Raw genomic sequence first — 23,349 nt, forward strand, 5'->3', positions numbered from 1 at the left:
CAGCCGTCAACATCATCAGGTGCCAGTTCTCTGCTGGAGGGGGTACAAGTTACATCTCATAGATCACGAACTCCTAGTGATAGTGATGATGAACTTGAGCCACCGAGTAAACGGGCACGAGACCTATAGTTGCTATCTGTAGCATATTTCGTAGTATTTGTGTGTTTTCTTAATCAGGGTAACTAATCTAAATAGAATTATTGGACTTGAAGGAAAGCAGAGATGAAGGTTTTAGCTAACTTTATTATGAAGATCTGAACGTTTATCTGCATACCGTTGGAGAATGTATGAGCTCTGCAGTGGCATCGGTTTTTTTTCAATATGGTTTTGGAAGTTAAATGCGCGTGCATTCGTATTATTTTTATGATTATTTCGAGTATATATGATAGTTGTTTACTACCATAAATCACATAGGTAAAATCACACTTTCATTGAGCAACGCGGTAGCGTATGTCTGGGAGCAATGTAGTACTCTGTATACTTGACGGATGGGGTAATGGTAGTGGTGGTGGTTATGATGCTATTCATGCGGCGTATACGCCATTCTGGGATACTGTGGTTTCATGCTGTCCTATGAGTAGTTTGTCTGCTAGTGGAACGGATGTCGGATTGCCTCCAGGTCAGGTTGGGAATTCAGAAGTAGGGCACATAAGTATAGGGTGTGGAAGGATAGTGCTTCAGGATCTGTTGAGAATTAATCTTGAGATTAATGAAGTTCACAAGAATCCTAAATTGTTGGAGTTTGTGCGCAATATACAAGAAAAGGGTGGGGTATGTCACATCATTGGACTGCTTTCTGATGGTGGGGTACATTCTCTTCAGGCGCACATGGAAACCATTATTGAGGTTATTACCGGATTTGGCATCAAGGTTTTTATACATGTAATTTTGGATGGTAGAGATGTTCCGCCGCGTTCTGCTGAGAAGTATATCAGTATGCTGAACTCTAAAATTGAGCATTTAGATGCCGAAATTGCTACTGTTGCAGGGCGTTACTATGCTATGGATAGGGATAATCGCCTGGACAGGACATGTAAAGCTTATGATGCAATAGCATATGCTACAGGGCCGAGAATCGGCAGTGCCATGGAGGCTTTAGAAAAAAGTTACAATAGTGGTGTTACTGATGAGTTTGTAGTACCCACGGTGATAGGTGATTATGATGGTATGGGTGTGGAGGATGGTGTATTATTCACTAACTTCCGTAATGACCGTGTCTTGCAATTGCTGGGCATGTTGTTGCATAGGTTTCCAGAAGTAAGTAACGTGTTGGGTATGCGGCAGTACTCGGAGAAGATGCGTATTGCCAGTCTGTTTCCTCCTAGGGAGATACATAGAAGTCTAGGTGAGGTTATTTCCGAGCGCGGTCTAAAGCAACTACGTATTGCTGAAACTGAGAAGTTTGCTCACGTGACGTTCTTTTTCAATGGGGGTAGGGAAGAGCCTTTTACAGGGGAAGATAGAATAATAATACCCTCTCCTGACGTTAGTACATATGACCTGAAGCCTGAAATGTCAGCTGTTGAGATAACTGATTCGTTGGTAGAGAGAATAAGTTCTCAGCAATATGCGTTGACGGTAGTTAATTATGCAAACGCCGACATGGTTGGGCATACCGGTAATATGGAAGCTGCTAAAAAAGCGGTTACTACTGTAGATAGCTGTTTACAGAGGGTGTTTCATGCTGCAGTGAACGCTGGAGCTGTTATGCTGATCACTGCTGACCATGGGAATGCTGAGAAGATGTTTGATGTGCAAAATGATTCACCATTTACTGCGCATACATCAAGTATGGTTCCGTTTGTAGTATGTAACGCTTATGGTGATATAAGTTTATCAGATGGTAGGCTGTGTGATGTTGCTCCGACCGTTCTCGAACTTATGAATATACCTCAGCCTAGTGATATGACAGGGTGTTCCTTAATAACCAAGCATGGCTAGTTATACTGACGTTGAGTGACCTGTTCTTTCAGAGCTATAGAGGATGTGTATATAAGGCTTGAAGCGCCAGTAAGATGCTAAACTTGGCACTCAGTTTTTGGAGATATAGGGGTTGTTACCCTTTTTGAAAATCATTCTTATAGGGACACCTTGCATGGAAAAGTGTTTTAGAAAGCTGTTTTTCAGATATGTTTGATAAGTACTTTCCACTTCTGTACTGTTTGTAGCGACTACGAAGGTGGGAGGCAGTATGCTAACTTGTGAGATGTATTTTAGTCTAACCTTTTTCTTATTTTGTAAATGTGGGGGATGGTAGTCCGTAGCTAAGCCAAGCCACTTATTTAGCTTAGAAGTGCTGATGTGCTTGCTTGCAGACTCATATATTTTTACAGCCTTACTTAAAACCTTATCGCATCCAATATTTTCTAGTGCGGACATCTTCATAATAGGCACATCAAAGTCAACTCTGCTATACTGCCTGATTGCGTTTAAGATTGCATCTTCTGCGGCTTTGTCGTTTACAAGGTCAGCTTTGTTCAGTGCCAAAACAATACCTTTCCCGTCTTTTATTGCGGTACTTGCTATGGAGAGATCCTGTTGGCTGATGCCCTGTGTGAAGTCTACTATCAATATCACTACATGTGATTTTGATAATGCATGGATTGCAGACTGCACGGAAAGTTTCTCCATGTTCTCAGTTACTTTTGTACGCTTGCGAATGCCTGCAGTGTCAGTCAACAGTAGCGTGATGCCCTTATAAGAATACTCAGTGCTTATGGAATCACGAGTAGTGCCGGCTATACCACTTGTTATTACTCTCTCTTCGCCCAAAATACTGTTTACAAATGTGGACTTTCCCACATTAGGCTGGCCTATTATAGAAATTGCTATTGGGCGATCTTTATCTTTTTTAGGCCGTTCACTCTGTTCTATTAATGGGGCAATAGCATCATATAAATCTGCCATGCCTAAGTTATGTTCTGCAGATATGTACACAGGTCCAAAGAATCCCAAATATTCCATTGTATCTACGTGGACATTGTTTTTATTACTTTCACATTTATTGGCGACTAAGATTATGGGTTTGTTAGTTATCTTGCTTAGCCATTTGCCTAGAGTTGTGCTGTGGGAATCTGTAGCGCGTTGTGCGTCTATTACAAATAGAACAACGTCGGCATTTTCGAGTGCGAGTTGCACCTGTGTTTTTACTAAGGACTGTATTTCACCTCCATCAGCAACGCCGCCTGTATCTATGGCTATAAACCGCAGTCCACAAAAGTCCACTAAAGCTTCTTTCCTATCACGGGTCACATGAGCGATATCGCTGACTATTGCAGATTTTCTTCTTGTTAAACGGTTAAATAAAGTAGATTTTCCTACATTGGGTAACCCAACTATAGCCACTTTTTGCATTTGTAATACCAATGTATAGAATTACTTATTCCAAGGATTATACCTACAATATCGCAAGTGTGAAGCTGCATATGTCTTATTATTCAGGGAGCATTTCTTCCGCAAAGCACGTGGGATACAGGAAGTTTGTTGATCTCTTAAATTCAGTGACAGTATCCCTGATTCCTATGTTGAGGGATGACTAACAGTGTATACGCACGCGTGAGTTAGGAAGCTTGATGACCTCCAAGTGCAGCTCCAATGCCGCTAATGCTTATATAGGAAGTAGTGAACTTTTTAACTGGGTTTATGGCGTAAATAATAGGTTGATTTTTTCGGGTAGTTGCACGATTATGAACCGTGTTTTTTACGTGTTGTAGTTACTATGCGTTTGCTAGCGACTGTATTTGTTACTTTGGTTGTTATATGGCAGAGTACTGTGGTATTTGCAAGTACTTCTGTGTTAGCGGTCATCTCTGAGAATAGCCGAGGTTTACTCGGGCGTTCTTCAGGGTCTTCAGATGTTGATGGAACATTCCATAAGGTAAAAACGATCAGGGGTATCTCTACCAGCTTAACTATTGTTCCAGGTGATGTTGCTGATGTGATTGTAACTCTGGACGATCAGGGTAGGCTCACAGCATTGAATAGCGGTGATACTAGTAAGGTGTTATGGTATGTAGCACTAGCTGGGGGAAGGCGTTCTGTATATTCCTCAAGTTTAATACATTCTAGAGGGGTTATTCTATGTGCGATTGATAACGTGCTATATGGATTGGATCCTAGTACGGGACAGATAAAGTGGAGTAGTACCATTCGAAATTTTATCAGTGGCAATCTAGTGCTGTTGAATGAAGGGCGGTCTGTGGCTTTTATGACAATAGATGGTTATCTATGTGTCTTTGATGTTGAAACAGGAGGGCTGTTGTGGCATCGAGAAGAAAGCTCGGTGCAGATGCGTGTCAAGAGTGATTTATCGGTGGCATATACCTCAGACAAACACTATGTAGTTGTAGTTTTACCGGATGGTAGGGTATTATGTTTAGACTCATACAGTGGAGATAAGATGTGGGAGAATGAACTCAAGCGGAGGAGCATGGGTTCAATAGGGAGTATAGAGGTCACACCTGTAGTTGCAGGTTCCGAGGTTTTTGTAGTAGATGATTCTGGGGCTTTATCAAGTATAGATTTAGAAACGGGAGAAATTACATGGTCCGAGGACCTTGGTGTTCTCAGTCTCTCAAAAGAGGATGAGGAGACGCTTTTTGTAGTGACAGATACTGGTGAGTTGCTTGCATATGATGTAGATAGCAAGGTAAGACTTTGGAAATTGTCTCTAAGTAAGTTTGGTAAGAAGAAACGCTTGCGGTGGAGGGCGCCTGTGATGGTCAGCGGGAAGTTGTGGCTCTTGAGTATGGAAGGCTATTTTGTAGGTATTAATGCTTTTTCAGGAGTGATAGAGGAATCCTATATTATCCCGGGGGCACAAAGCCTGCGTTATCCTATTAAGGCTGATGCTTCGGTATACGTCGCTGCTGGTAAGATGGGATTTGTGATTATTTCATAGGTGTTTTATGGGTAGTAGTAACTACGATGTTGCCGTAATAGGTGCGGGTCCTGGGGGGTATAAATGCGCTATAAAGGCTGCCAAACTGGGATTGAGTGTTGTTTGTATAGATAAAAATTCTCAATGGGGCGGTACATGTCTTAGGGTTGGGTGTATCCCTTCAAAGGCTATGTTAGAGTGTTCCTACAAGTTTCACTCCGCAAAAGATCTCTTTCCTAAGCTGGGAATTATGACCAAGGATGTGGAGTTTGACCTAAAAAAGATGTTCGAAGTTAGGGATAATGAAATAGCTATACTGAGTTCAGGCATAGATAGCCTTTTTTCTTCGGCTGGGGTTCATAAATTGCGTGCTGAAGCCAAGGTAGCAGGGAAAAAGGGAGATTTTTTTGAAGTTGTGTTTTCGAATCAAGATGGTTCTCCGGGAAAGGTATTAGCGAGGAACGTGGTGCTGGCTACGGGGTCTACTCCTACTTCTTTGCCGGGGATAGATGTTGATGGGGATTCGGTTGTATTTTCGGACGGGGCACTAAGTATGGATGTTCCGAAGAGGCTGTTGGTGATAGGGGGTGGAGCCATAGGGCTTGAGATGTCTTCTATATGGAGTAGGTTAGGCTCCGAAGTGACGGTAGTAGAGTATTCCGATAAAATAGCTTCTGGATTCGATGCAGACATAAGCAAGGCGTTGCAGGGCTTTCTGGAGAAGCAAGGCGTTAAATTTAATTTGGCGCAGAAGGTAGTATCCGTTGACAAGGGAAATACAGGCTTATTGGTTAATTATGAAGCTGTGGTTAATGGTTCTGTAGCTTCTATGGAAGTGGATAAAGTTCTGGTAGCTGTGGGTAGGAGTCCTATTATTGCCGGGGTTATTGATATGGATGGGCTATTGCTCGATAACCGAGGTTTTGTATGCGTTAACAATAGGTATGAGACTAGTATAAAAGGGATTTACGCGATAGGGGATGTTATTGGTGGTGCTATGCTTGCTCACAAGGCGGAAATAGAGGGGCATGCAGTTGCTGAGTTAATTGCTGGTAACGTGACGCAAGTTGACTATGGGGTGATTCCTGCGGTTATATATACGCATCCTGCCGCGGCTTCCGTGGGTAGGGGTGAAGAGAGTCTTAAGAGCATAAACTACAAATATAAGGTTGGTAAGAGTAGCTTTGCCGCCAATGGTAGGGCTAGGGTTGCATGCGATAGTGATGGTTTTGTCAAGGTGATAGCGTGCAAGGATACTAACGTGATTTTGGGTGTGCATATAGTAGGTGCGCATGCTGACACTATGATTAATGAAGCTGCTGTTGCGTTAGGTTACAGAGCAACTGCTGAAGATATCTGCTATATTTGTCATTCGCATCCGGATGTGAATGAAGTATTTAGGGATGCATGCGAGGTTGTATCTTATAAACGCTAGAGGTTGAAGTGGGTCCATTTACGCTGCGTAGGAGATATGTAGTTGCGGCACTGTTAGTTGTGGGCTGTGTGTTGTGGTTTACTAGCGGTATATTGATTAGCAGGAAGTCCTCTCAGGGCCCTGTTTTTAATGGTAGAGCTGATATTTGTTCTCTTATCGATGTATTGAAATTCGATGCTGCGGTGCATGAGGTAAAGAGAGTTTTTTCTGCCAATGTGGCTGCTGCGCGGGCTGTTGATATTATCTCTGAAGCCAATGGAAGGGTTGAAGAGGTGCTGCTTAGTGATGGGAGTGCTGTTGATAAAGATCAAGTTATCTTAAGAATAGATGCTCGCGGTAAGCTAGAGCAGTTGGAGCAAGCTAGGGTACTACTTGAGCAAAGGCGTCTTGAGCGTGGTGTTTCGGAATCTTTAGGTGCTGAGGGGTATAGGTCTCAAGTTCATGATCATGCTGCGCTTGTAGCGTTAAAAGAGGCAGAGGTTAATTATAAGAACGCGAAGTTAGCATTTGATAGCGCTACAGTAAAGGCGCCGTTTACAGGTGTTGTGGATGAGATTTTGCCTCAAGTTGGTTCCATAGTTGGTGTGGGGCAGACTGTTGCTAGGGTTTTGAATTTTGATAACCTCAAAGTGGTAACGTATGTTCCTGAAAGGGATGTGGCGTATATTAAACCAGGTGATAGTGTTAAGGTAACACTGGGGCGTGCTGGTGTTATATCGTCGGGTAAAGTGAGCTTCATTAGTAAGGTGGTTTCGCCTGAGACCAAATCATATAAATTGGAGATTTTAATAGAGCCTCAGGGTGTTTTTGAGATTACTGAGGGCATGTTTGCTCAGGTTGAATTCATTATTAGGAGAGAGAAGGCTTATAGAGTACCTTCTTCTTCTCTTAGTGTAAGTGCTAAGGGTGATCTTGGTGTTAAAGTGCTAGATGATAGGGGGCTAATTAGGGTTCTAGATGTTGCAATAGTGGATGATGACGAGGGGTACATATGGGTTTCTGGTATTCATGAAGATTCGGTGAAGTTAATTGTACGGGGGCATGAATATGCGTTGGATGGTGCGCAAATAGTTGAATGTAATACTTAATGGGGAATTTGAAACTAATTGCAATGGATACATGTATATCTTACAATGACGGCCATGTTGGTTTTTCTGGTTGAGAGTTGAAAGTTAAGGAGGGAGTTGCGAGGGTCGAAGGTGTAGTAACCAAGTTACTACGTGATGCCGTGTTTATCGTCAAATTGAATGACGGTTATGAGATTATGGCGCACGCTTCTGGTCGTATACGCAAGAGTAAAATACGTATTCTTATGCACGATAGGGTAATGGTTGAAGTTAGTTCTTATGGCGTCAATAAGCACGGGCTAGGAAAGGGTAGAGTGGTTAGTAGGCTGAGGAATAAAGACTGAGAGGTATATTGAAGTGCTGAAGATGGATAGTTTAGTACTGGCATCGTCTTCTGAATATCGGCTTAGACTGTTGAAGCAACTCATGATAGTGCCGGGTGAGGTTATATCGCCTGATTTGGATGAGTCTGTTCACAAAGGTGAGTTACCTAGGTTATATGCGGAGCGTGTTGCTCGAGAGAAGGCGCTCAAAGTCTTTTCGTCGAGGTCTGACAGGTTTGTTTTGGGTGCAGATACCGTTGCCTACTGCGGCAGAAGGATAATGTTGAAAACAGATGATGAGGCTCAAGCTACTGAGTATCTTGAAATGATATCTGGTAGGAGGCATCGTGTGTGCACTGCGGTTTGTCTCTGTACTCCTACTGGGGATGTGCGTGTACGTAGTGTGGTCAGCGTGGTGAAATTTAAGCGCTTATCAAAAGATGAGATAGGTTGCTATATACGCTCCGGGGAATGGAAGGGAAAGGCTGGTGGATATAGTATACAGGGTTGGGCTGGTGCGTTGATTTCATGGATGCAGGGTTCGCATTCCTCTATAGTAGGTCTTCCTTTGCATGAGACGTATTGTCTCTTGAGTGGATATTTCAAATTGACACATATTCCTTGATAAAGCTTCAGTAGCCTGGTAGCATCATGCTGAGGCTTGCATCTAAGTCTTTTATTTCGCACACAGCTGCGCAATGGTCCTACTTAGTCGTAGGTTGTGCTGTGGAGGTTGAACTATTGTAGTTTAAGGAGTTGTTTTATGGGGAGTATACCTGAGTTTAGCATACGTGATTTAATGGAAGCTGGGGTGCATCTTGGGCACAAGGCCGGTCGTTGGAATCCAGCTATGGCGCCTTACATATATGGCGTACATAAGTACAAAGACATTCACATAATAGATTTGAGGAAGACCGCTGTTCTTCTTAGGAATGCGCTGAGCGTTCTATATGACGTAGTTCATAGAAGGGGTAGGGTGCTCTTTGTTGGTACTAAAGTTCAGGCATCGAATGTTATTGCAGAGGAGGCGGCTCGTTGTGGGCAGTACTATGTAAACCACAGGTGGTTGGGTGGTATGCTAACTAACTGGGAGACTGTATCATCTTCAATCAGGCGTCTTTTAGACTTCGAGAAGCTTTTAAATGATACAGATGCTAAGTTTACAAAGAAAGAGCTCTTAGTGTTTGATAAGAAAAGAGAGAAGCTTGAGAGGTCTTTAGGTGGAATTCGTGAAATGGGGGGGTTGCCTCATATTCTCTTTGTGATTGACACTAATAAGGAGCACATAGCTATACAAGAGGCTAATAAGCTGAAAATTCCTGTTGTTGCTGTTTTGGATACGAATTCGGATCCAAGAGGTGTTGATTATCCTATTCCGGGTAATGATGATTCTATTAGGTCTATAGATTTCTTCTGTAGGGCTGTGTCCAATACGATATTGGAGGCTATTCGTTCAGATTTGATGAGTTCGGGAATTAGTGTTGCTGGATCACTAGGGCAAACTAAGGATGGAAGTGTAGTTGATTCTGGGAGGGGTAAGTCTGTTGCTGCTCACAAGGGGGGTGGTAAGGCTTCCAAGGGTGCTGCTGAAGTAGTTGTAGGGGGGTCTGTTGTTTCTGGCGCTGGCAGTGATAATGCCGATGTGCAAGAATAGTACTGATGCTTCTGCTTGTTTTAAGGTGATGTAGATGAAAATTGATGTTGAGGTTATCAAAGAGTTGCGTCAGATTACTGGTGCGGGAATTGGTGACTGTAAGGAGGCTCTTGAGTCATGTTCCGGTGATATGGATAAAGCTAGAGAGTATCTCAGAGAAAAGGGTTTATCTAAAGCATATAAGAAATCTCATAGAGATGTTGCGGATGGGCTTGTTGCGGTTTTTGCTGAGGGTGATGCGGGTGCGATACTGAAATTGGGTTCAGAGACTGATTTCGTTGCTCGTAATGAGAAATTTCGCTCGTTGGCTCTTGGTCTTGTAAGGGAGCTTCATGGTTATGGTGCGGAGGATTTAGAGGGATTTTCTGCTAGTAGCTATGCTGGGTCTCGTGTTGCTGATGAAATAGTAACTGCTGCTGCTGTTTTGGGAGAAAATGTGGTTCTGAGTGGCGTTGGGTTTGTAAAATTAAGTGGTCCTGGTGTCATAGGAAGCTATGTTCATGGTATGGTTAGTGAGGGCTTGGGTAAGGCTGCTGCTCTAGTGGTATTGGAGGGTGGTCCTTATTCTGATGAATTGGCTAGCTTTGCCAAACAGCTTGCTATGCATATTGTGGCTGCTAAGCCTGAGGCATTATCTATTGACGCATTGAGTAGCGATGTTGTGGACCGTGAGAGGGAGCTGGTAGCTAGGCAGGTTGAAGCTCTTGGAAAGCCTGATTCTGTGGCGCAGAAGATCATAGAAGGCAGGATGCAGAAGTTCTTTGAGGAGATGGTGCTATTAGAGCAGGTTTTTGTTATGGATGGCCAGACAAAGATTCGTGATCTTCTCGTTCAAAAAGGGCGGAGTATGAAGCATGAGATACGTATAGCTGTGTATAGGTTGTTCGCAATTGCTTAGATGTTGGAAGGTAGGGCATTTGCTGCGGAATGTCCCTGCTTGTTCTTTTGTGTTTGTGGGTAAGTGCGGAATGGGTGTGTCCGTATAGCGTCGTGTGTGTTACTTGTGTGTAGACGTGCGTACTTCGGGCCAAGTTGGTGTGTGAGAATTGGTCTTGTTAGTGCGTGTAGTTCTTGAAGTGCTTCTCGTGTGTACTGTAGCAATGGGTGATGTAGGGTTTTCCTTGTGGAGAATGGGAAGCTTGTATTTCTGTTTTCAGTTGTAGGTTGTCATGCTTGACATCATCTCGGAGAGCTTTTTTATCAATGGGGTTTTCGCGATCCTGATAGCGAGTATAGTTACGGCCCCTCTCGGATCTATGATGGTTTGGAATAGGCTGTCTTACATGGGGGATAGCATTGCTCATTCGTCATTGTTAGGGGTGGGGGTGGCTACGGTATTGCAAATGGACGCGTCATTTACTGTATTAGTAGTCGCATTAATTTTGGCGGTTATTATCTCCTTTGTTATAGACAAGGTGCATTCTATAGATACCGTTCTTAATATCATGACGAGTGTTGTGATGTCGGTTGGGATGGTTCTCTTGTCATTTATACCATCGTCTGGTGAGCGTATAATACACTCTCTTTTCGGTGATATATTGATGATCAGTAGCGGAGAGCTTGTTCAGATGTTATGTATCTCCTTGGTGGGGGCATGTGTCATAATTTATAGGTGGAAATACTGGGTATCTGTTTCTATCAGCTATGACTTATTTCTATCTACAGGTATAAGTCCGCGCCGTATAAAGATGGAAATTTTGATCATGTCTGCTCTTGCGGTGGTCTTATTTTCTCGTTCTGTTGGTATTCTTCTCATTACTGCATTTCTTATTATTCCAGCGTCTGGAGCGAGGTTACTTTCTAGAACTCCTGCTCGGATGGTTGTGGTGTCAATGGCTCTTTCTGTAATTTCTGGTGTTGTAGGATTGATGCTTTCCGTGAGATTTGATACGTTTCCTGGACCTATGACCATAATAACTTCATTTTTCTTGCTAGTGCTTGCGCATGTTTTGAGTAAAAAATGAGTTTTTGAGGTGTATGTACTGTCTGTTGCCAGGATGTTTGTATAATTCTTTAGTGCTGAGTTTTAAAACCGGTTCGTGTATTGTTTAGTCGCAGTGATGACTGATTGTTACGTAGCATTTTGAAAAATTTTGGACTTGAATTATGCTACATGAACTGATAGTTACGCCGCCAAGCAACTCGGATTGGCGATAAGGGGAGTGGTATGTGGCTGTTTAGCTGGAGTAACAGGAAAATTGTTGGCAAAATTTTGGCAATTTTTGGTTTGGCATCGGCGCTTTTTTTGGTTATCACCTGTTTCACAGGTAAGCGTGATGCCTATAACAAAATTCGGAAAAGGTGTGCGGCATTACGAAAAGAGCTATATAGCAATCGCATAAAGTTGTTGATTTTGGAAAGACGGGTGAAAGACCACTTTTCGTTATTTTGTCTTGGTAATACAATCAATCTGGGTATATCTCAGGGATTAGTAGGGTTTGCAAATTGCAATGTAGAAAAAAGCAGACAGACATGCATAAAGGTTTATCGGGGAGTGCTTGTACTGACAATTGTTACGATGTTTGCTTTGGTGGTTTTTAAGTGGGTTTCGGAGTCACATGTTCTTAAACCTGAAACTGCAAAGTCTGTAGATGTGGCGCTTGGAGTAACTTTATTGGTATTTTGCATTTTGGCTGCATACGCCATGAAGTTTGTATTTTCTGAATATATGCGTTCCTGGAATAAATTAGCTAAGAAGCTGAGTAAAGCACTGGAGAGAGAAGGGAACAGGTATTGCAAATTGGTTAGTGGAATAGAAACGTATAACAATTTTCCTGAACACATAAAGTACGGTATTCGGGTATCTGATCATTTTACTTCATTAGTTATGGGGCGTATTTTATCAGGTGCATTGACGAGTAAGGCTGCTCAAAAGATATTGAAGGCAGTCGAAGATGAGATGTCTAGAGCCTCAAGACTTATGAGTTCATGATTCATTATGCTATTTGTATCAATTAGGCTATTATTGAGCATACTAGCCTAGTTGCTGAGTTTATATAAATGCATTTAGTTATGTGCTCTTTAGTATTATTAATACATCTCTTTATTAATGTGTGTTCTAAGAGTTGAGCAATCTGTGATTTTTGTGGTATATGTGATAATTTAAATCTTAAGTTCGCTTGCATTTTGTGAGTGCTGCTGCAGGGGTTTGTTTTTGTGGATTGTTTTCCACAGCGTTCTGGTATGTGAATTAGAATATGCGGCTTAAATTTGACGAGCGTGAAGGGGAATGATATGGCTGATGATGATATTGCTGCTGGTAAGAGTGAAGGTTTTGTTGGAGAAGTACAAAGGAGAGATTTTTTGGGGCTCACCACTCTTTTTATGTCATTTATAGGTATTTTTTCTTTTTTATATCCTTTATTCAAATCGTTGAGTCCTTCGGCCGAGGTAATGGCCCAATCAACAGTTGAGGTAGATTTAACTAGTATAAAAGAGGGGAGCACAAAGGTTGTTAAATGGCAGGGCAAGCCTGTGTTTGTCAGAAGACGTACGAAGGAAGAGATAGAAAAGGCTAGAGCCGTAGATATATCTGGATTGCGCGATCCTCAGACTGATCAGCAGCGCACTTTTGTTGGGAAAGAAGAGTGGTTGGTCATGGTAGGTATATGCACCCATCTAGGGTGTGTTCCTACGGAGGTTAAAAGTGGTGATAAGGGGTGGTATTGCCCATGTCATGGTTCGAAATATGACACTTCTGGGAGGATTTTGGCTGGGCCTGCGCCTTTAAATTTACCAATACCTGATTATCATTTTGTAGATGATAGTACTATGGTAATTGGCAAGAAGGGTACTGCTTTGTAGGGGTGGAGATGCAAAAGAACGAGAATAACGCTGCTGAGTGCGGCAAGGGTGTATTAGCTTGGATAGAGTACAGACTTCCTGTGTGTGCGTTTTTCAGGGAACTGGCGAATTATCAGGTGCCCAAGAATTTGAACTATGCTTGGAATTTCGGGTCATTAGCTGGTATTGCCTTAATAATCCAGGTGATTACGGGTATATTTCTGGCTATGCACTATACTCCGCATGTTGATTATGCCTTTAATAGTGTAGAGCGCATAATGCGAGATGTGCATTATGGTTGGCTCGTTAGGTATACACATGCTGTTGGGGCATCCTTTTTTTTTATTGTTGTTTATATACACATTTTTAGAGGGCTCTATTATGGGTCGTATAAGAGACCCAGGGAGCTGGTGTGGTTTGCGGGGATAATTATCTTTTTGGTCATGATGGCTACTGCATTCATGGGATATGTTCTACCATGGGGGCAGATGAGTTTTTGGGGAGCTACTGTAATTACAAATCTTTTCTCAGCTGTACCTTTGGTAGGTGAAGGAATTGTTAGATGGTTATGGGGTGGATTCTCCGTCGATAATCCTACGCTTAACAGGTTTTTTGCGCTGCACTATTTGTTGCCGTTTACGCTTATAGGTTTGGCGGGGCTGCATGTTATAGCTCTACACAGATTTGGTTCTGGAAATCCTAGTGGTGTTGAGGTGAAATCTAAGCGTGATACCATTCCTATATGGCCGTATTTCATAATCAAGGATTGTATAACTTTTGGGTTATTTTTTGTATTTTTGTACTTGTTTGTATTTTATGCGCCAAATTATTTAGGGCATCCGGATAATTATATAGAAGCAGATCCTATGGTTACTCCAGAGCATATAGTGCCAGAATGGTACTTCTTGCCGTTTTACGCAATGCTTCGCTCAATTCCTGATAAGTTGTTGGGTGTGGCAACTATGTTTAGTTCGATATTGGTGTGGTTTTTGCTGCCATTTTTGGATAGGTCTGAAGTCAAAAGTGGTAAGTATCGCCCTGTATTTAAAGTTTTCTATTGGATTTTTGTGCTTAATTTTTGTCTTTTGATGTGGATAGGTGGTCAAGAGGTAAAGGAGCCTTTTATTTCTCTGGGTAGGCTTTCGACACTTTATTACTTTTCGTATTTTTCTATAGTTTTGCCTTTGCTATCGAAGTATGAAAAATGCAGAAAATTGCCTAATACCTTAAGTGACACTGTGCCGGAGATGAAGTGATATGATGCGTGCGTCGACTTTTTTATGGATATTCGTATATTTACTGCCTTTTGGTGCGGTGTGTGGGCATGTTGCGCCTGGAGGTGATGTACCGAAATGGAAATTTTCAGGAATTTTTGGGACATTTGATCGACCAGCGGTGCAGCGGGGATATCAGGTGTATAGGGAGGTGTGTTCGAGTTGTCATTCTATGAAAAGGCTTGCCTTTCGTAATCTTCGGGAAGTAGGTTTCTCGGAGGCGGAAGTGAAGGCGATAGCTGGGTCATACACCGTTACTGATGGTCCTAATGAATCTGGTGATATGTTTGAAAGACCTGGTATCCCGTCGGATTACTTTCCTCGTCCATTTCCAAATAAGGAGGCTGCGGCTGCTTCTAATAACGGTGCAAATCCGCCTGATTTATCATTGATGGTAAAGGCTAGGCACAATGGGCCTGATTACGTATACAAACTGCTTACCAGTTATCAGGGGACAGATGCTGATGAAAACGGTTTATATTCAAATCCAGTCTTTTCAGGTGGAAAAATAGCTATGGCACCTCCGCTCTCAGAAGGCCTTGTAGGATATATGGATGGCACTGAAGCAAGTATTGAAAATATGGCTAGAGATGTAGTGAATTTCTTGCAGTGGGCTGCGGAGCCTGAGATGGAGGTTAGAAAGAAGCTAGGCATCAAAGTTGTTTTATCATTGATGGCGGGCACTGTGCTGGTTACTATGGTAAATAGGCGACTCTGGAATATGTTGCGTAAATAGCTTCTACGGTATGGAGTAGCCTATAGATATTTTTACCGTTGTTTTCTAGGTGTGTTCACGTTGAAAGGCGCAACGAGTTTGTTCTTATGTACTATGTGGGTGAGCTTTTGTTAGATGGCTTTCACGTGGATCTCTTAAGAGCGGTAATTTTATATGTATCCCAGACAATGGCAGCATGTGTTTTTTGTGTGAGTCGTTTTGGTATGACGTGCTGGGTCTTCTCTTGATGTGTGAATGAAGCCTTATTGTCGTGTCTATATACAAGTTATAAGTTATTCAATGAGCTCTGTTATAGGAAAATTCCTATAAAATTTACCAAAACGCTCATCGTAGATTTTTAATGTTTTCAATATTTTTATCATGCTTGGGGCTATATATAGTGTTTCAGTGGGTACAGAGTATGTGGTTTGAGGACGTATATTCTGGTAGTGAGTAGTAGACCTGTACGAGCATACTTGTAATAAAGGAAAGGTCCTACTGACTAGATTTTATGGTGTTTTTTATATGCATTTAAAAGTATACATTTTCATTGCTTATTGATTCCAGAGACACAATTTAGAGTTGGTATTTTTGCTCAATTTTCTGATGCAATATATGTGTATACGTGTTCATTTTAGAAGTTTCTATCCGGCGATAATATTAAATATTGGTATACATTTTTGGTTGTACTAACATTTCAAATGATGTAACCTGCGGGATGTATTGCTTTCTAAGGTTATGACTATGCAGGCCCGGGTGGCGTTGTGCGCGGTATATTGTGGCATGTTTCTTGGTGCTGGATTGACGCAAGTGGAGGCGTCAGATGCACAGGGAAAAAAGAATATGTATTCTGTTGTAGAAGATAATGGCGCAGGAAGAATAAATGATAGCTTTTCCTTAAGTGGTAGAGTGCTGTTTTATAACTGGGGTGGCATGGGAGTGCTGCCGAGTCTTCCTAAAGAAGGATCTATCATAGGTACAATACGTGATTCATTGGATGTGGATGGAAGTATAAAAAAGCGTCTAGATTGGAGCGAAGATTGTGACATATCAGGTCACGTAAATTTTGAATATCTGAGTGATAGTGGCACTGCTTACGGTGCAGATTTTCAGGTAATGGTACCAGAAGTAAATAGTGCAGTTGAAGTTGGAAAGGCCTTTATAAATAGAGGTAGTAGGGCGTATGTTTTAACTCCGTACGGCAAGTTCTCTTTAGGATATCAGGAAGGTGTTGAATCTCTAAGAAATGGTGGCTTTGACGATTTTATCAGGGGTAAAGATCCTACTCTTTTAAAGTATAGGTTGCCCTTGTTAAAGGGAGACTTCTTCACTAATGGTGCTGGACAGTGGTTACTAAGTAATTCTGCTTTGTTGTATCCAGGTCTCTATAGTGAGAGTATATTTCGTGTAAACAATTATCTAGACTATTATGGGCTTCAAGAGCATAGCAAGCACTATAGCAAGTATTTCGTCAATAACTTACCGCTGAGGATTTCATATCAGTCTCCTGCTTTGTATGGGATGAAATTTGGCGTGAGTTATTCTCCAACAGGGTATGCAGACGATTTGTCTAATGCGTGGTTGCCGGCAGATAGTGCTATATATGAAGGTCCGAAGCCTAAGGCTGGAGATTCTTTAGGTATTTCTGGTGGTATACGTTATGTTGGGGGGAGTAGTGTTAGGGATAGTATATGGGGATGGTGGTACAATAACATCTTCAAGAAGAAGCGTAGAGGCGGGGGGCTTAACTTTAGTAGGATTATAGGGGATTCATTGGTTTACTCGCCTGCTTACAAGAATGTTGTGAGTGCTTTATGGTCTTTGGGTAAGGTATATAGCTTAGGACATGACGAAGTTAGTCTAGATTTGTCGGTAAGTGCGGAATATGCATCTTCAAGTTCTAGGTCTTTAGCTTCTTCAAGGAAAGGGCAGCCGAAAGGATGGTTCCATGATCTTGCTGCAGTTGAATTATCAGCAGCTGTAGGAGTTAGGGGCTTCACAGCAGGTGGAAGTTATGGTTATCTTGGTAGGTCTGGTTACCCTATGGGTCCTTGGGAAGGTACGGAGATATCTTGGGAGCGTGATAATGCTAGGAACGTTTTAAAGCCTTCGTATTATTTTGCTATGGGTGCTGGCTATAAGGTGGGTTCTTTACGTATAGATGGTTCTTATTTTTATAGCAACAAGGGCGGATATTTTACGCTTGCTAGACTTAGTGATATGGGGCTAAGGGTTAGCTATGAGATGTATAGGGGTGAGAGTATGCGTTGTGTACTCTTCACTCAGCTGCATAAGATAGCCACGAGTTATAGGTTTGCTGACGGACTTCCAGAAAGGAGTGATTGTCGTCGCTTTGGTGTTCATGAAGTGTATCATCGTGATGCTGGTTACAGGCAGCATAAGTGTTCTTTGGTTAAGCCTTTGAAGTATGACTTTGGCTTGGTGGCTTTAGGTGTGAAGCTGGTCTTCTAAGAAGTGTGGGTGTTTTGGATTTTTGAAGGTTTTGTATGAGAGGTTCTCTGGTAGTTGTGAGTGTGGCAATGCTTCTCCTGGGGTCCTCTGGTGGTGTAGTTGCTGCATCTTCTGGAGGAGGTTTTGAAGGAGAGCGTGCGTCGGTAACTGGTAAGGTATTGTCTTATGCTTGGTTATTAAGTGATCGGGCTATAAAGGGGCAAGGTAGCAGTGAAGGTCAAAAGCTCGTGCTGGAAATGTATGGTGCTAAGTTAGGTTATAAGGACTATGGTTATCCGGGAGTGGGAGACGTTTTTTCTTCGCCGTTGGAGCACGGTCTTGATACTTGGGGAGCGAGCTATGATGCGATGTTATCTCTTGGGTTACGCTCAAGGCGTGATGTGCTAGGTACTCAATATGGGGCAAATTTTTCTCTTATGGTTCCTGCGGGTTCCGGTGGATCTATGGTCTTTCATGGTGCGCCTGGTATTGAGAGTAGGGTTTTTGCTGATACTCTTTTGGGGAATTTTTCTGTTGGCTATCAGGAAGGTGTTGAGTCCAAAATGAAAGTGGATGTCTTCGGTGGCTTGTCAGGTGAGAATGGAAGTGCTTGGGGGAGATACTTGCGTGGCTTTTTGAAGTATGCGAAGGGTGTGCCCTTTCACATGTATCCAGGGCTTTACAGTGAAAATTTATTCCGGTCTACAAGGGACTTACGCGGCATAAGTGGTGTTTCTGCGAAGACAAAGGACGTTTTAAATTCGATGCCGTTGAGGTTTTCTTTTGAGTCGGCGAGGCTTGGTGGCTTGTCTGTGGGCTTTAGTTACTCACCAACGGGGTACAGAGATGATATGTACAAAGGTGGGGAGTTTGTTGTTCGGGACGGCATTACTGGTTTTGATACCTTGGGTCAGGTGAACTTGCAAACGAGTGTGGGGGTCAGGTTTGGCAAGATGATAACTTTGCTAACCCCGCGTTTTGATTCTGGGCCTGTGTACAAAAACATAGTAAGTGGTGCTGCGAATTATGAGTATGAGTTAGCCGATATTGCGAAGTTTAGGTTGTCGCTTGCTGGTGAATATGCAAGACCAAAGAAGGCCAGAGATATAGTGCCGGAAGGAAGGAGGCAGGAGGAAATTTTTGTAGCTGACTACAATAATTTGTCTGCCTTTTCTAGTGGCTTGGAAATAGACTTGGGTAGATTGCGGTTTGCTGTTGGTGGTGGATACCTTGGGAAGTCTGGTAGTCCTAAAATGTATATATTTAAGGATGTGAGACATAAGGTGCCTTATGTGAAGAAGAAGGGTTTGCCGTCTCATTATGTGACTTCAGCGGTTACATATACGATTGGTTCTTTCTCTGCTACAGTTGCCTACTTTATGAGTAGGTTAACGCATATACCGCCTGCTACAGTATCTCATACTCTCAGGGGGCATGAGTTGGATTCCGTTGTAGACGGGGAGAATACGTTGAAGGATTTAGTTGTAGGAGTCGGTTATAGCCTTTTTAGTAAAGGAAGCACGAACTTAGAAGTATTTCTAAATTGTCACATGTTCTCTGTGCAACATAAATTCAATATCCATGAGTACAAAGTATCTACTGAGGGTAGTGGATTTGTATTAAAGGAAGGCGGCGAGCGTGCAAATACTAATAATGGCGCTGTGGCATTATTAGGAATGAAGTTTGCGTTTTAATTAAGGGGTTGCTACAAGAGTACTCTTGTAGTTTATTCGGCTAGGTCTTCTTATTGGGGCGTGTACTAAGATGCGGCGCCCCTTTTTTGGTTTCCTTTAGAGTCTGAGGCTTGTTGCGTTCTAGAGGTGGGTGCTTCTAATGAAAAGGTGAAGTTGCCTATCTGTAAGTTTCTGTTGTGAAAATGATGACTCGTGACTCAAGGAATTGGGTCGTTTAACTGGGCATGTGTAGGGTAGTGGGCTCTGTTACTTCGAATGATATGTTTACTTAAGGAAATAAGGGTGCTACTGCACTTCTGTAAGAAGAAAGCGCTATAATTTTCTTTTTTAGAATGCCATTTCGAAATCAAGCGTACTATGTTCCTGAGGCGTAGTAAAAGCTCTATATCTGCGCAGATACTGCAGTAAAGTGTTGTTAGATGTTGTTAATTTATCTAATTTTTTCTCGTGAAATGATTTTTCGACAAAGATACGGAAATTGGATATTTATCTGTATTAGCTTTTTGATTAGTTTTGTTTTGAACTAAATGAACAAAGCTATATATGCAATAACTTAGTCTGTAGCTGCCGTATATTGGCAAATGCTACATTGTTTTTTAGGGTTTTAGTTTTTATGAATGGCGATGATGCACCCGTTTCTTCTAGTAACGCTTCAAGTTTCTATAGGGAGTTTCTAATTTTGCAATGCTTTATGAAGGACTTAAAATAGCATCTAAAAAGTTTTTGCATGCTACCACGCTCTAGAGCAGTATAACCCGAGTTGCAGATATAATTTTGAAATACCATCGCAACATGGGTTCTTTTTAGAGTTGAAGTAAAGATTTAAGTTTTTTGCCGATATTTCTAGGTAACGTGCTTTATAGGATGTTATGGGACATAGAACATTCGGCTTTAATGCCGGCTTAGGTGGCAAAGCGGTCAAGTTTTGAAAGAAGCTATGAGCCTACAGCATGTGCGTGAAATACTAGAAAAAGTTATACTATTAAAAGAATAGATGTGCGAAAACTGTAAATTGATAGTAGCTTAATACTTTAAGTTGAGAGAGTTTTCTACAGCTATAGTAGATACATCATACAATTTTTCTGTATAGATCTTATAGATTGATTTTTGGGATGCATACCTAAATTTCTAGGTATCCTTCAGGGTCTGTTAAGGAGTTACTGAGAAGAAGATGAAGCCGTTTTTTAGAAGCGCAGTTTTCTATATTAAACGATTCACGCCTTCTGTATAAGGATTTGTACGTGCAGATAAATAGCAGTATGTTTTTAAGAATTACATAAAGATGCTAAAAATCTTGTTCTTGAACTAAATAGTGCAAGACAAACATTTCTGTTTAAGCGAGCTCACAAGAGTATATACCAGTACTAGCATATAAAATGCTAATGTCTTGCTCCATAGGACATGCATAAAGAATAGCTTCTTGTAATTTTACAGAAGTGGTTTTTATCAGTTAAAAACTGAAATGCGTACTTGTACTTTATTTCCTAATTTATAGGAAAAATCTTTATCAATCAGCAAAAATTTATCTTTTATTACGTTGTTGAGAATAATTCTAAATTGTAAATTCGTATTATTCCTAATAAAATTCCATCTTGTCGCAATTAAATCCTTGACAGAAATATTATCACTTATTAAGTATAGCTCGTACAGTTAACATGTTCTTCAACGTTTAATCAGGTAATACAAAATGACGAGGGTTTCTTTATCTACTACTCTTGCGTCGCTTATGATGTTTTACGGGATGAGTGATGCTCTGGCGTCATCGGCCGCACAGCAGTCCAGGGTGTTGAGTGATGAAAAGGGCGTAGTAGCGATAAAACGGGTAACAGATGAGAGTAATCTTAGGCGTTATATTACCGTGTCTCCGGTGATAGATATTGGCGGTTCAGTGTTATCACACGGATGGTTTGCGTTTCGTGATTCTTACTATCATAAAAAAGGAATAGATGAGAAATTATTTCCCGCGAGCGAGAATTTAAGGACGCAAGGTTTTGCTAGTGACGCTATGTTGTATGTGACAGCAGAAGGCAAAAACGATAACTATAGGATACATTATGGTGGAAGTATAGAGTTAGAAGTTCCATATACTCAAAAGGCTGACTATACATCCTTTAAACAAGTAAGAAATCGTGGGACAAAGATTTACGTAAATACCACGTTTGGAGAAGTTAGTTTCGGCTACCAAGCAGGTATTGATTCTATAATGAGAATTGATGCTATCAGCATTGGGGCTGGGGATATTAGCAATACGTGGATGCGATATGTTAACTTGCGTGGCATACATGATCCTTTAAAAGGCCTGACCAATGAAAAAAGACCTGTATTATATAAGAACAGACCTGCATTACCTACAGAGCTAAGGAAGCTTTATTTAGAAAATGTATTCTACTTATCTACTGGGTTATACAGTGAAAGCCTTTTTGATGGGGGTAATAGATTTTCAAGGAATGCTTCTAAGCCAATCGATGCTAATAATGCGCTAAATTTAACTAATGCTCTACCGCTAAGGTTTACATACCTTTCTCCTGATTTTGCTGGACTAAGATTAGGGGTGAGTTATGCTCCGTTCGGATACGAAGAAGATCTAGTGCTGGATACACATACTGCTATAAAAAGATCATTAGTCGCACGTATGCGTGTTTTTAAAGATTACACACGATTTCATGGGGCAATCAGAAGTAGATTTTCAATTCCGCTAATGGAAAAAGGGGGTACGAGAAAGAAGTTTATCATTCCCCTTTACGAGAACATAGTGAATGCAGGAATGACTTACAGTTCATCTTTTAATGGCTTGGATTTTAAGCTATCAATGGTTACTGAATATGCTAAAGGAAAAACGCGCTTATTACGGGATAGTAGTGATATAGAATTTGCAAAAATGGACAGCATTAAGAATGTTGTTCTTGGTGGAATGTTGAAATACAAGAATGTAAAACTCGCTGTGTCTTACGGATATCTAGGTCAAATAGATAATGTTAATAACATGTACTCCTATAAACTCGATAAGTTTGTTTTAAATACCACAGACAGAGTAATTATCAGAACGAGCGGAAGCTACTTCTTAACAGCGGGTGCTGGTTACGAATATGACAGGCTGCATGTATCCGCATTTTATAGGGGTAGTAACTACAGTGGCAACATATTTAACGAGATATCATTGGGAGCTGAGTACAATATTTCAGGACATTCATCAAGAGTTAAGAGTATGATTTTTGCCAACTACCACAACTTCTCAGCGTTATCTACCGTTATCACAGATCCTGTAGCTACTGATGGTGTAAATAGAGGTCAGGTTATATTGGCCGGTATGAAAGTGAGATTTTAGGTTGTGTTTCTAAAAACTGTACCTTACAAGCATCTCCATAGTGCCGTGGTTAACGGTAACGGAGATGCTTAGTTTTCGTATTATGGCCGCCGTAGCCTCAACCATAAATGTAAATGCGTAGCGGCTGGTCCATTTCTGGTAGAGAAAAAAAGCGGGTTTTCTGCATAAGGACTGTCTGTAGAATTCTCTATATGCAAAAGCACGTACATTTTCTGTAGTGAATACTTTTTACGACACAAGATTATCTGGCTTGTCATTGACGTGTGAGGCATGCATATTCTTACATATTTTCTATAAGACTGATATTTGATTTGCACTACACTGAAGCCTAGTGGTGGAAGCTGCAAGGAGAGAGAGTGCTTGCATTTTTGAGCTATAATTCTAGGGCTTCTTCAAAGAAAGGGCAGCCAAAAGGATGGTTCCATGATCTTGCTGCGGTTGAATTATCAGCAGCTGTAGGAGTTAGGGGCTTCACAGCAGGTGGAAGTTATGGTTATCTTGGTAGATCCTGGTTACCCTATGGGGCCTTGGGAAGGTACGGAGATATTTTGGGGGCGCAATGATGCTAGGAACGCATTGTTTTACGTTAGATCCGATGAGGTGACGCGTTGCATATGTATTGGACGGAACCTTGTCATGTATGGCATATGCATCAGAAGATTATGGCGTATCATAGAATGGTGCTACTCTGAATCAAAATACTATTGTAGGGGTTGCATGAGAGCATTGTTACGTGACATTATTAAGTA

General features: G+C 41.6%; 19 protein-coding genes. 18 read left to right on the top strand and 1 reads right to left on the bottom strand.

Annotated elements, in window-relative coordinates:
* Window positions 1–450: 450 nt before the first annotated feature.
* Window positions 451–1,941: a 2,3-bisphosphoglycerate-independent phosphoglycerate mutase gene (gene gpmI / locus KPX09_RS00705; protein WP_249548504.1), complete on the top strand. Its 1,491-nt coding sequence runs from the start codon at window positions 451–453 to the stop codon at window positions 1,939–1,941.
* Between the two features lie 90 nt (window positions 1,942–2,031).
* On the opposite strand, the gene der is transcribed toward gpmI, so the two are convergent.
* Window positions 2,032–3,354, bottom strand: coding sequence for a ribosome biogenesis GTPase Der (gene der / locus KPX09_RS00710; protein ID WP_249548505.1), 1,323 nt, complete (start codon window positions 3,352–3,354; stop codon window positions 2,032–2,034).
* Between the two features lie 364 nt (window positions 3,355–3,718).
* Here der and KPX09_RS00715 point away from each other — a divergent pair, with 364 nt between their 5' ends.
* The 17 genes from KPX09_RS00715 to KPX09_RS00795 form a co-directional block, all read left to right on the top strand.
* A complete protein-coding gene (locus KPX09_RS00715; RefSeq protein ID WP_249548506.1) occupies window positions 3,719–4,900 on the top strand; it encodes a PQQ-binding-like beta-propeller repeat protein in 1,182 nt (393 codons plus the stop codon).
* Window positions 4,901–4,907: 7 nt separating this feature from the next.
* A complete protein-coding gene (lpdA, locus tag KPX09_RS00720; RefSeq protein ID WP_249548507.1) occupies window positions 4,908–6,314 on the top strand; it encodes a dihydrolipoyl dehydrogenase in 1,407 nt (468 codons plus the stop codon).
* An 8-nt stretch (window positions 6,315–6,322) separates the two neighbouring features.
* Window positions 6,323–7,402, top strand: coding sequence for an efflux RND transporter periplasmic adaptor subunit (locus KPX09_RS00725; RefSeq protein WP_249548508.1), 1,080 nt, complete (start codon window positions 6,323–6,325; stop codon window positions 7,400–7,402).
* 77 nt (window positions 7,403–7,479) lie between these two features.
* Entirely contained in the window at window positions 7,480–7,725 is a 246-nt protein-coding gene (gene infA, locus KPX09_RS00730; RefSeq protein ID WP_249548509.1) for a translation initiation factor IF-1, read from the top strand.
* Window positions 7,726–7,738: 13 nt separating this feature from the next.
* Window positions 7,739–8,329: a Maf family nucleotide pyrophosphatase gene (locus KPX09_RS00735; protein ID WP_249548510.1), complete on the top strand. Its 591-nt coding sequence runs from the start codon at window positions 7,739–7,741 to the stop codon at window positions 8,327–8,329.
* Window positions 8,330–8,467: 138 nt separating this feature from the next.
* A complete protein-coding gene (gene rpsB, locus KPX09_RS00740) occupies window positions 8,468–9,358 on the top strand; it encodes a 30S ribosomal protein S2 (RefSeq protein ID WP_249548511.1) in 891 nt (296 codons plus the stop codon).
* A gap of 34 nt (window positions 9,359–9,392) precedes the next feature.
* The gene (gene tsf / locus KPX09_RS00745) at window positions 9,393–10,256 is read left to right on the top strand and encodes a translation elongation factor Ts (RefSeq protein ID WP_249548512.1); all 864 of its coding nucleotides are present in this window, start codon (window positions 9,393–9,395) and stop codon (window positions 10,254–10,256) included.
* A 271-nt stretch (window positions 10,257–10,527) separates the two neighbouring features.
* The gene (locus tag KPX09_RS00750) at window positions 10,528–11,322 is read left to right on the top strand and encodes a metal ABC transporter permease (protein ID WP_249548513.1); all 795 of its coding nucleotides are present in this window, start codon (window positions 10,528–10,530) and stop codon (window positions 11,320–11,322) included.
* A 203-nt stretch (window positions 11,323–11,525) separates the two neighbouring features.
* Complete coding sequence (locus tag KPX09_RS00755; protein WP_249548514.1) at window positions 11,526–12,290, top strand: hypothetical protein; 765 nt, start codon at window positions 11,526–11,528, stop codon at window positions 12,288–12,290.
* A 302-nt stretch (window positions 12,291–12,592) separates the two neighbouring features.
* The gene (gene petA / locus KPX09_RS00760; protein WP_249548522.1) at window positions 12,593–13,162 is read left to right on the top strand and encodes a ubiquinol-cytochrome c reductase iron-sulfur subunit; all 570 of its coding nucleotides are present in this window, start codon (window positions 12,593–12,595) and stop codon (window positions 13,160–13,162) included.
* An 8-nt stretch (window positions 13,163–13,170) separates the two neighbouring features.
* A complete protein-coding gene (locus tag KPX09_RS00765; protein ID WP_249548515.1) occupies window positions 13,171–14,397 on the top strand; it encodes a cytochrome b in 1,227 nt (408 codons plus the stop codon).
* A gap of 1 nt (window position 14,398) precedes the next feature.
* Entirely contained in the window at window positions 14,399–15,151 is a 753-nt protein-coding gene (locus KPX09_RS00770) for a cytochrome c1 (RefSeq protein ID WP_249548516.1), read from the top strand.
* 702 nt (window positions 15,152–15,853) lie between these two features.
* Entirely contained in the window at window positions 15,854–17,602 is a 1,749-nt protein-coding gene (locus KPX09_RS00775) for a porin (RefSeq protein ID WP_249548517.1), read from the top strand.
* A 35-nt stretch (window positions 17,603–17,637) separates the two neighbouring features.
* Window positions 17,638–19,275: a hypothetical protein gene (locus KPX09_RS00780; RefSeq protein ID WP_249548518.1), complete on the top strand. Its 1,638-nt coding sequence runs from the start codon at window positions 17,638–17,640 to the stop codon at window positions 19,273–19,275.
* Window positions 19,276–20,962: 1,687 nt separating this feature from the next.
* Entirely contained in the window at window positions 20,963–22,600 is a 1,638-nt protein-coding gene (locus KPX09_RS00785) for a porin (protein ID WP_249548519.1), read from the top strand.
* 368 nt (window positions 22,601–22,968) lie between these two features.
* Entirely contained in the window at window positions 22,969–23,163 is a 195-nt protein-coding gene (locus KPX09_RS00790; RefSeq protein WP_249548520.1) for a hypothetical protein, read from the top strand.
* On the top strand, window positions 23,120–23,349 hold a 230-nt coding region (locus KPX09_RS00795), incomplete at its 3' end, for a hypothetical protein (protein ID WP_249548521.1). The genes KPX09_RS00790 and KPX09_RS00795, both read left to right, overlap by 44 nt.

Origin of the sequence: Anaplasma phagocytophilum, assembly GCF_023476575.1 — a bacterium.
GTDB classification, from domain to species: Bacteria; Pseudomonadota; Alphaproteobacteria; order Rickettsiales; family Anaplasmataceae; genus Anaplasma; species Anaplasma phagocytophilum_A.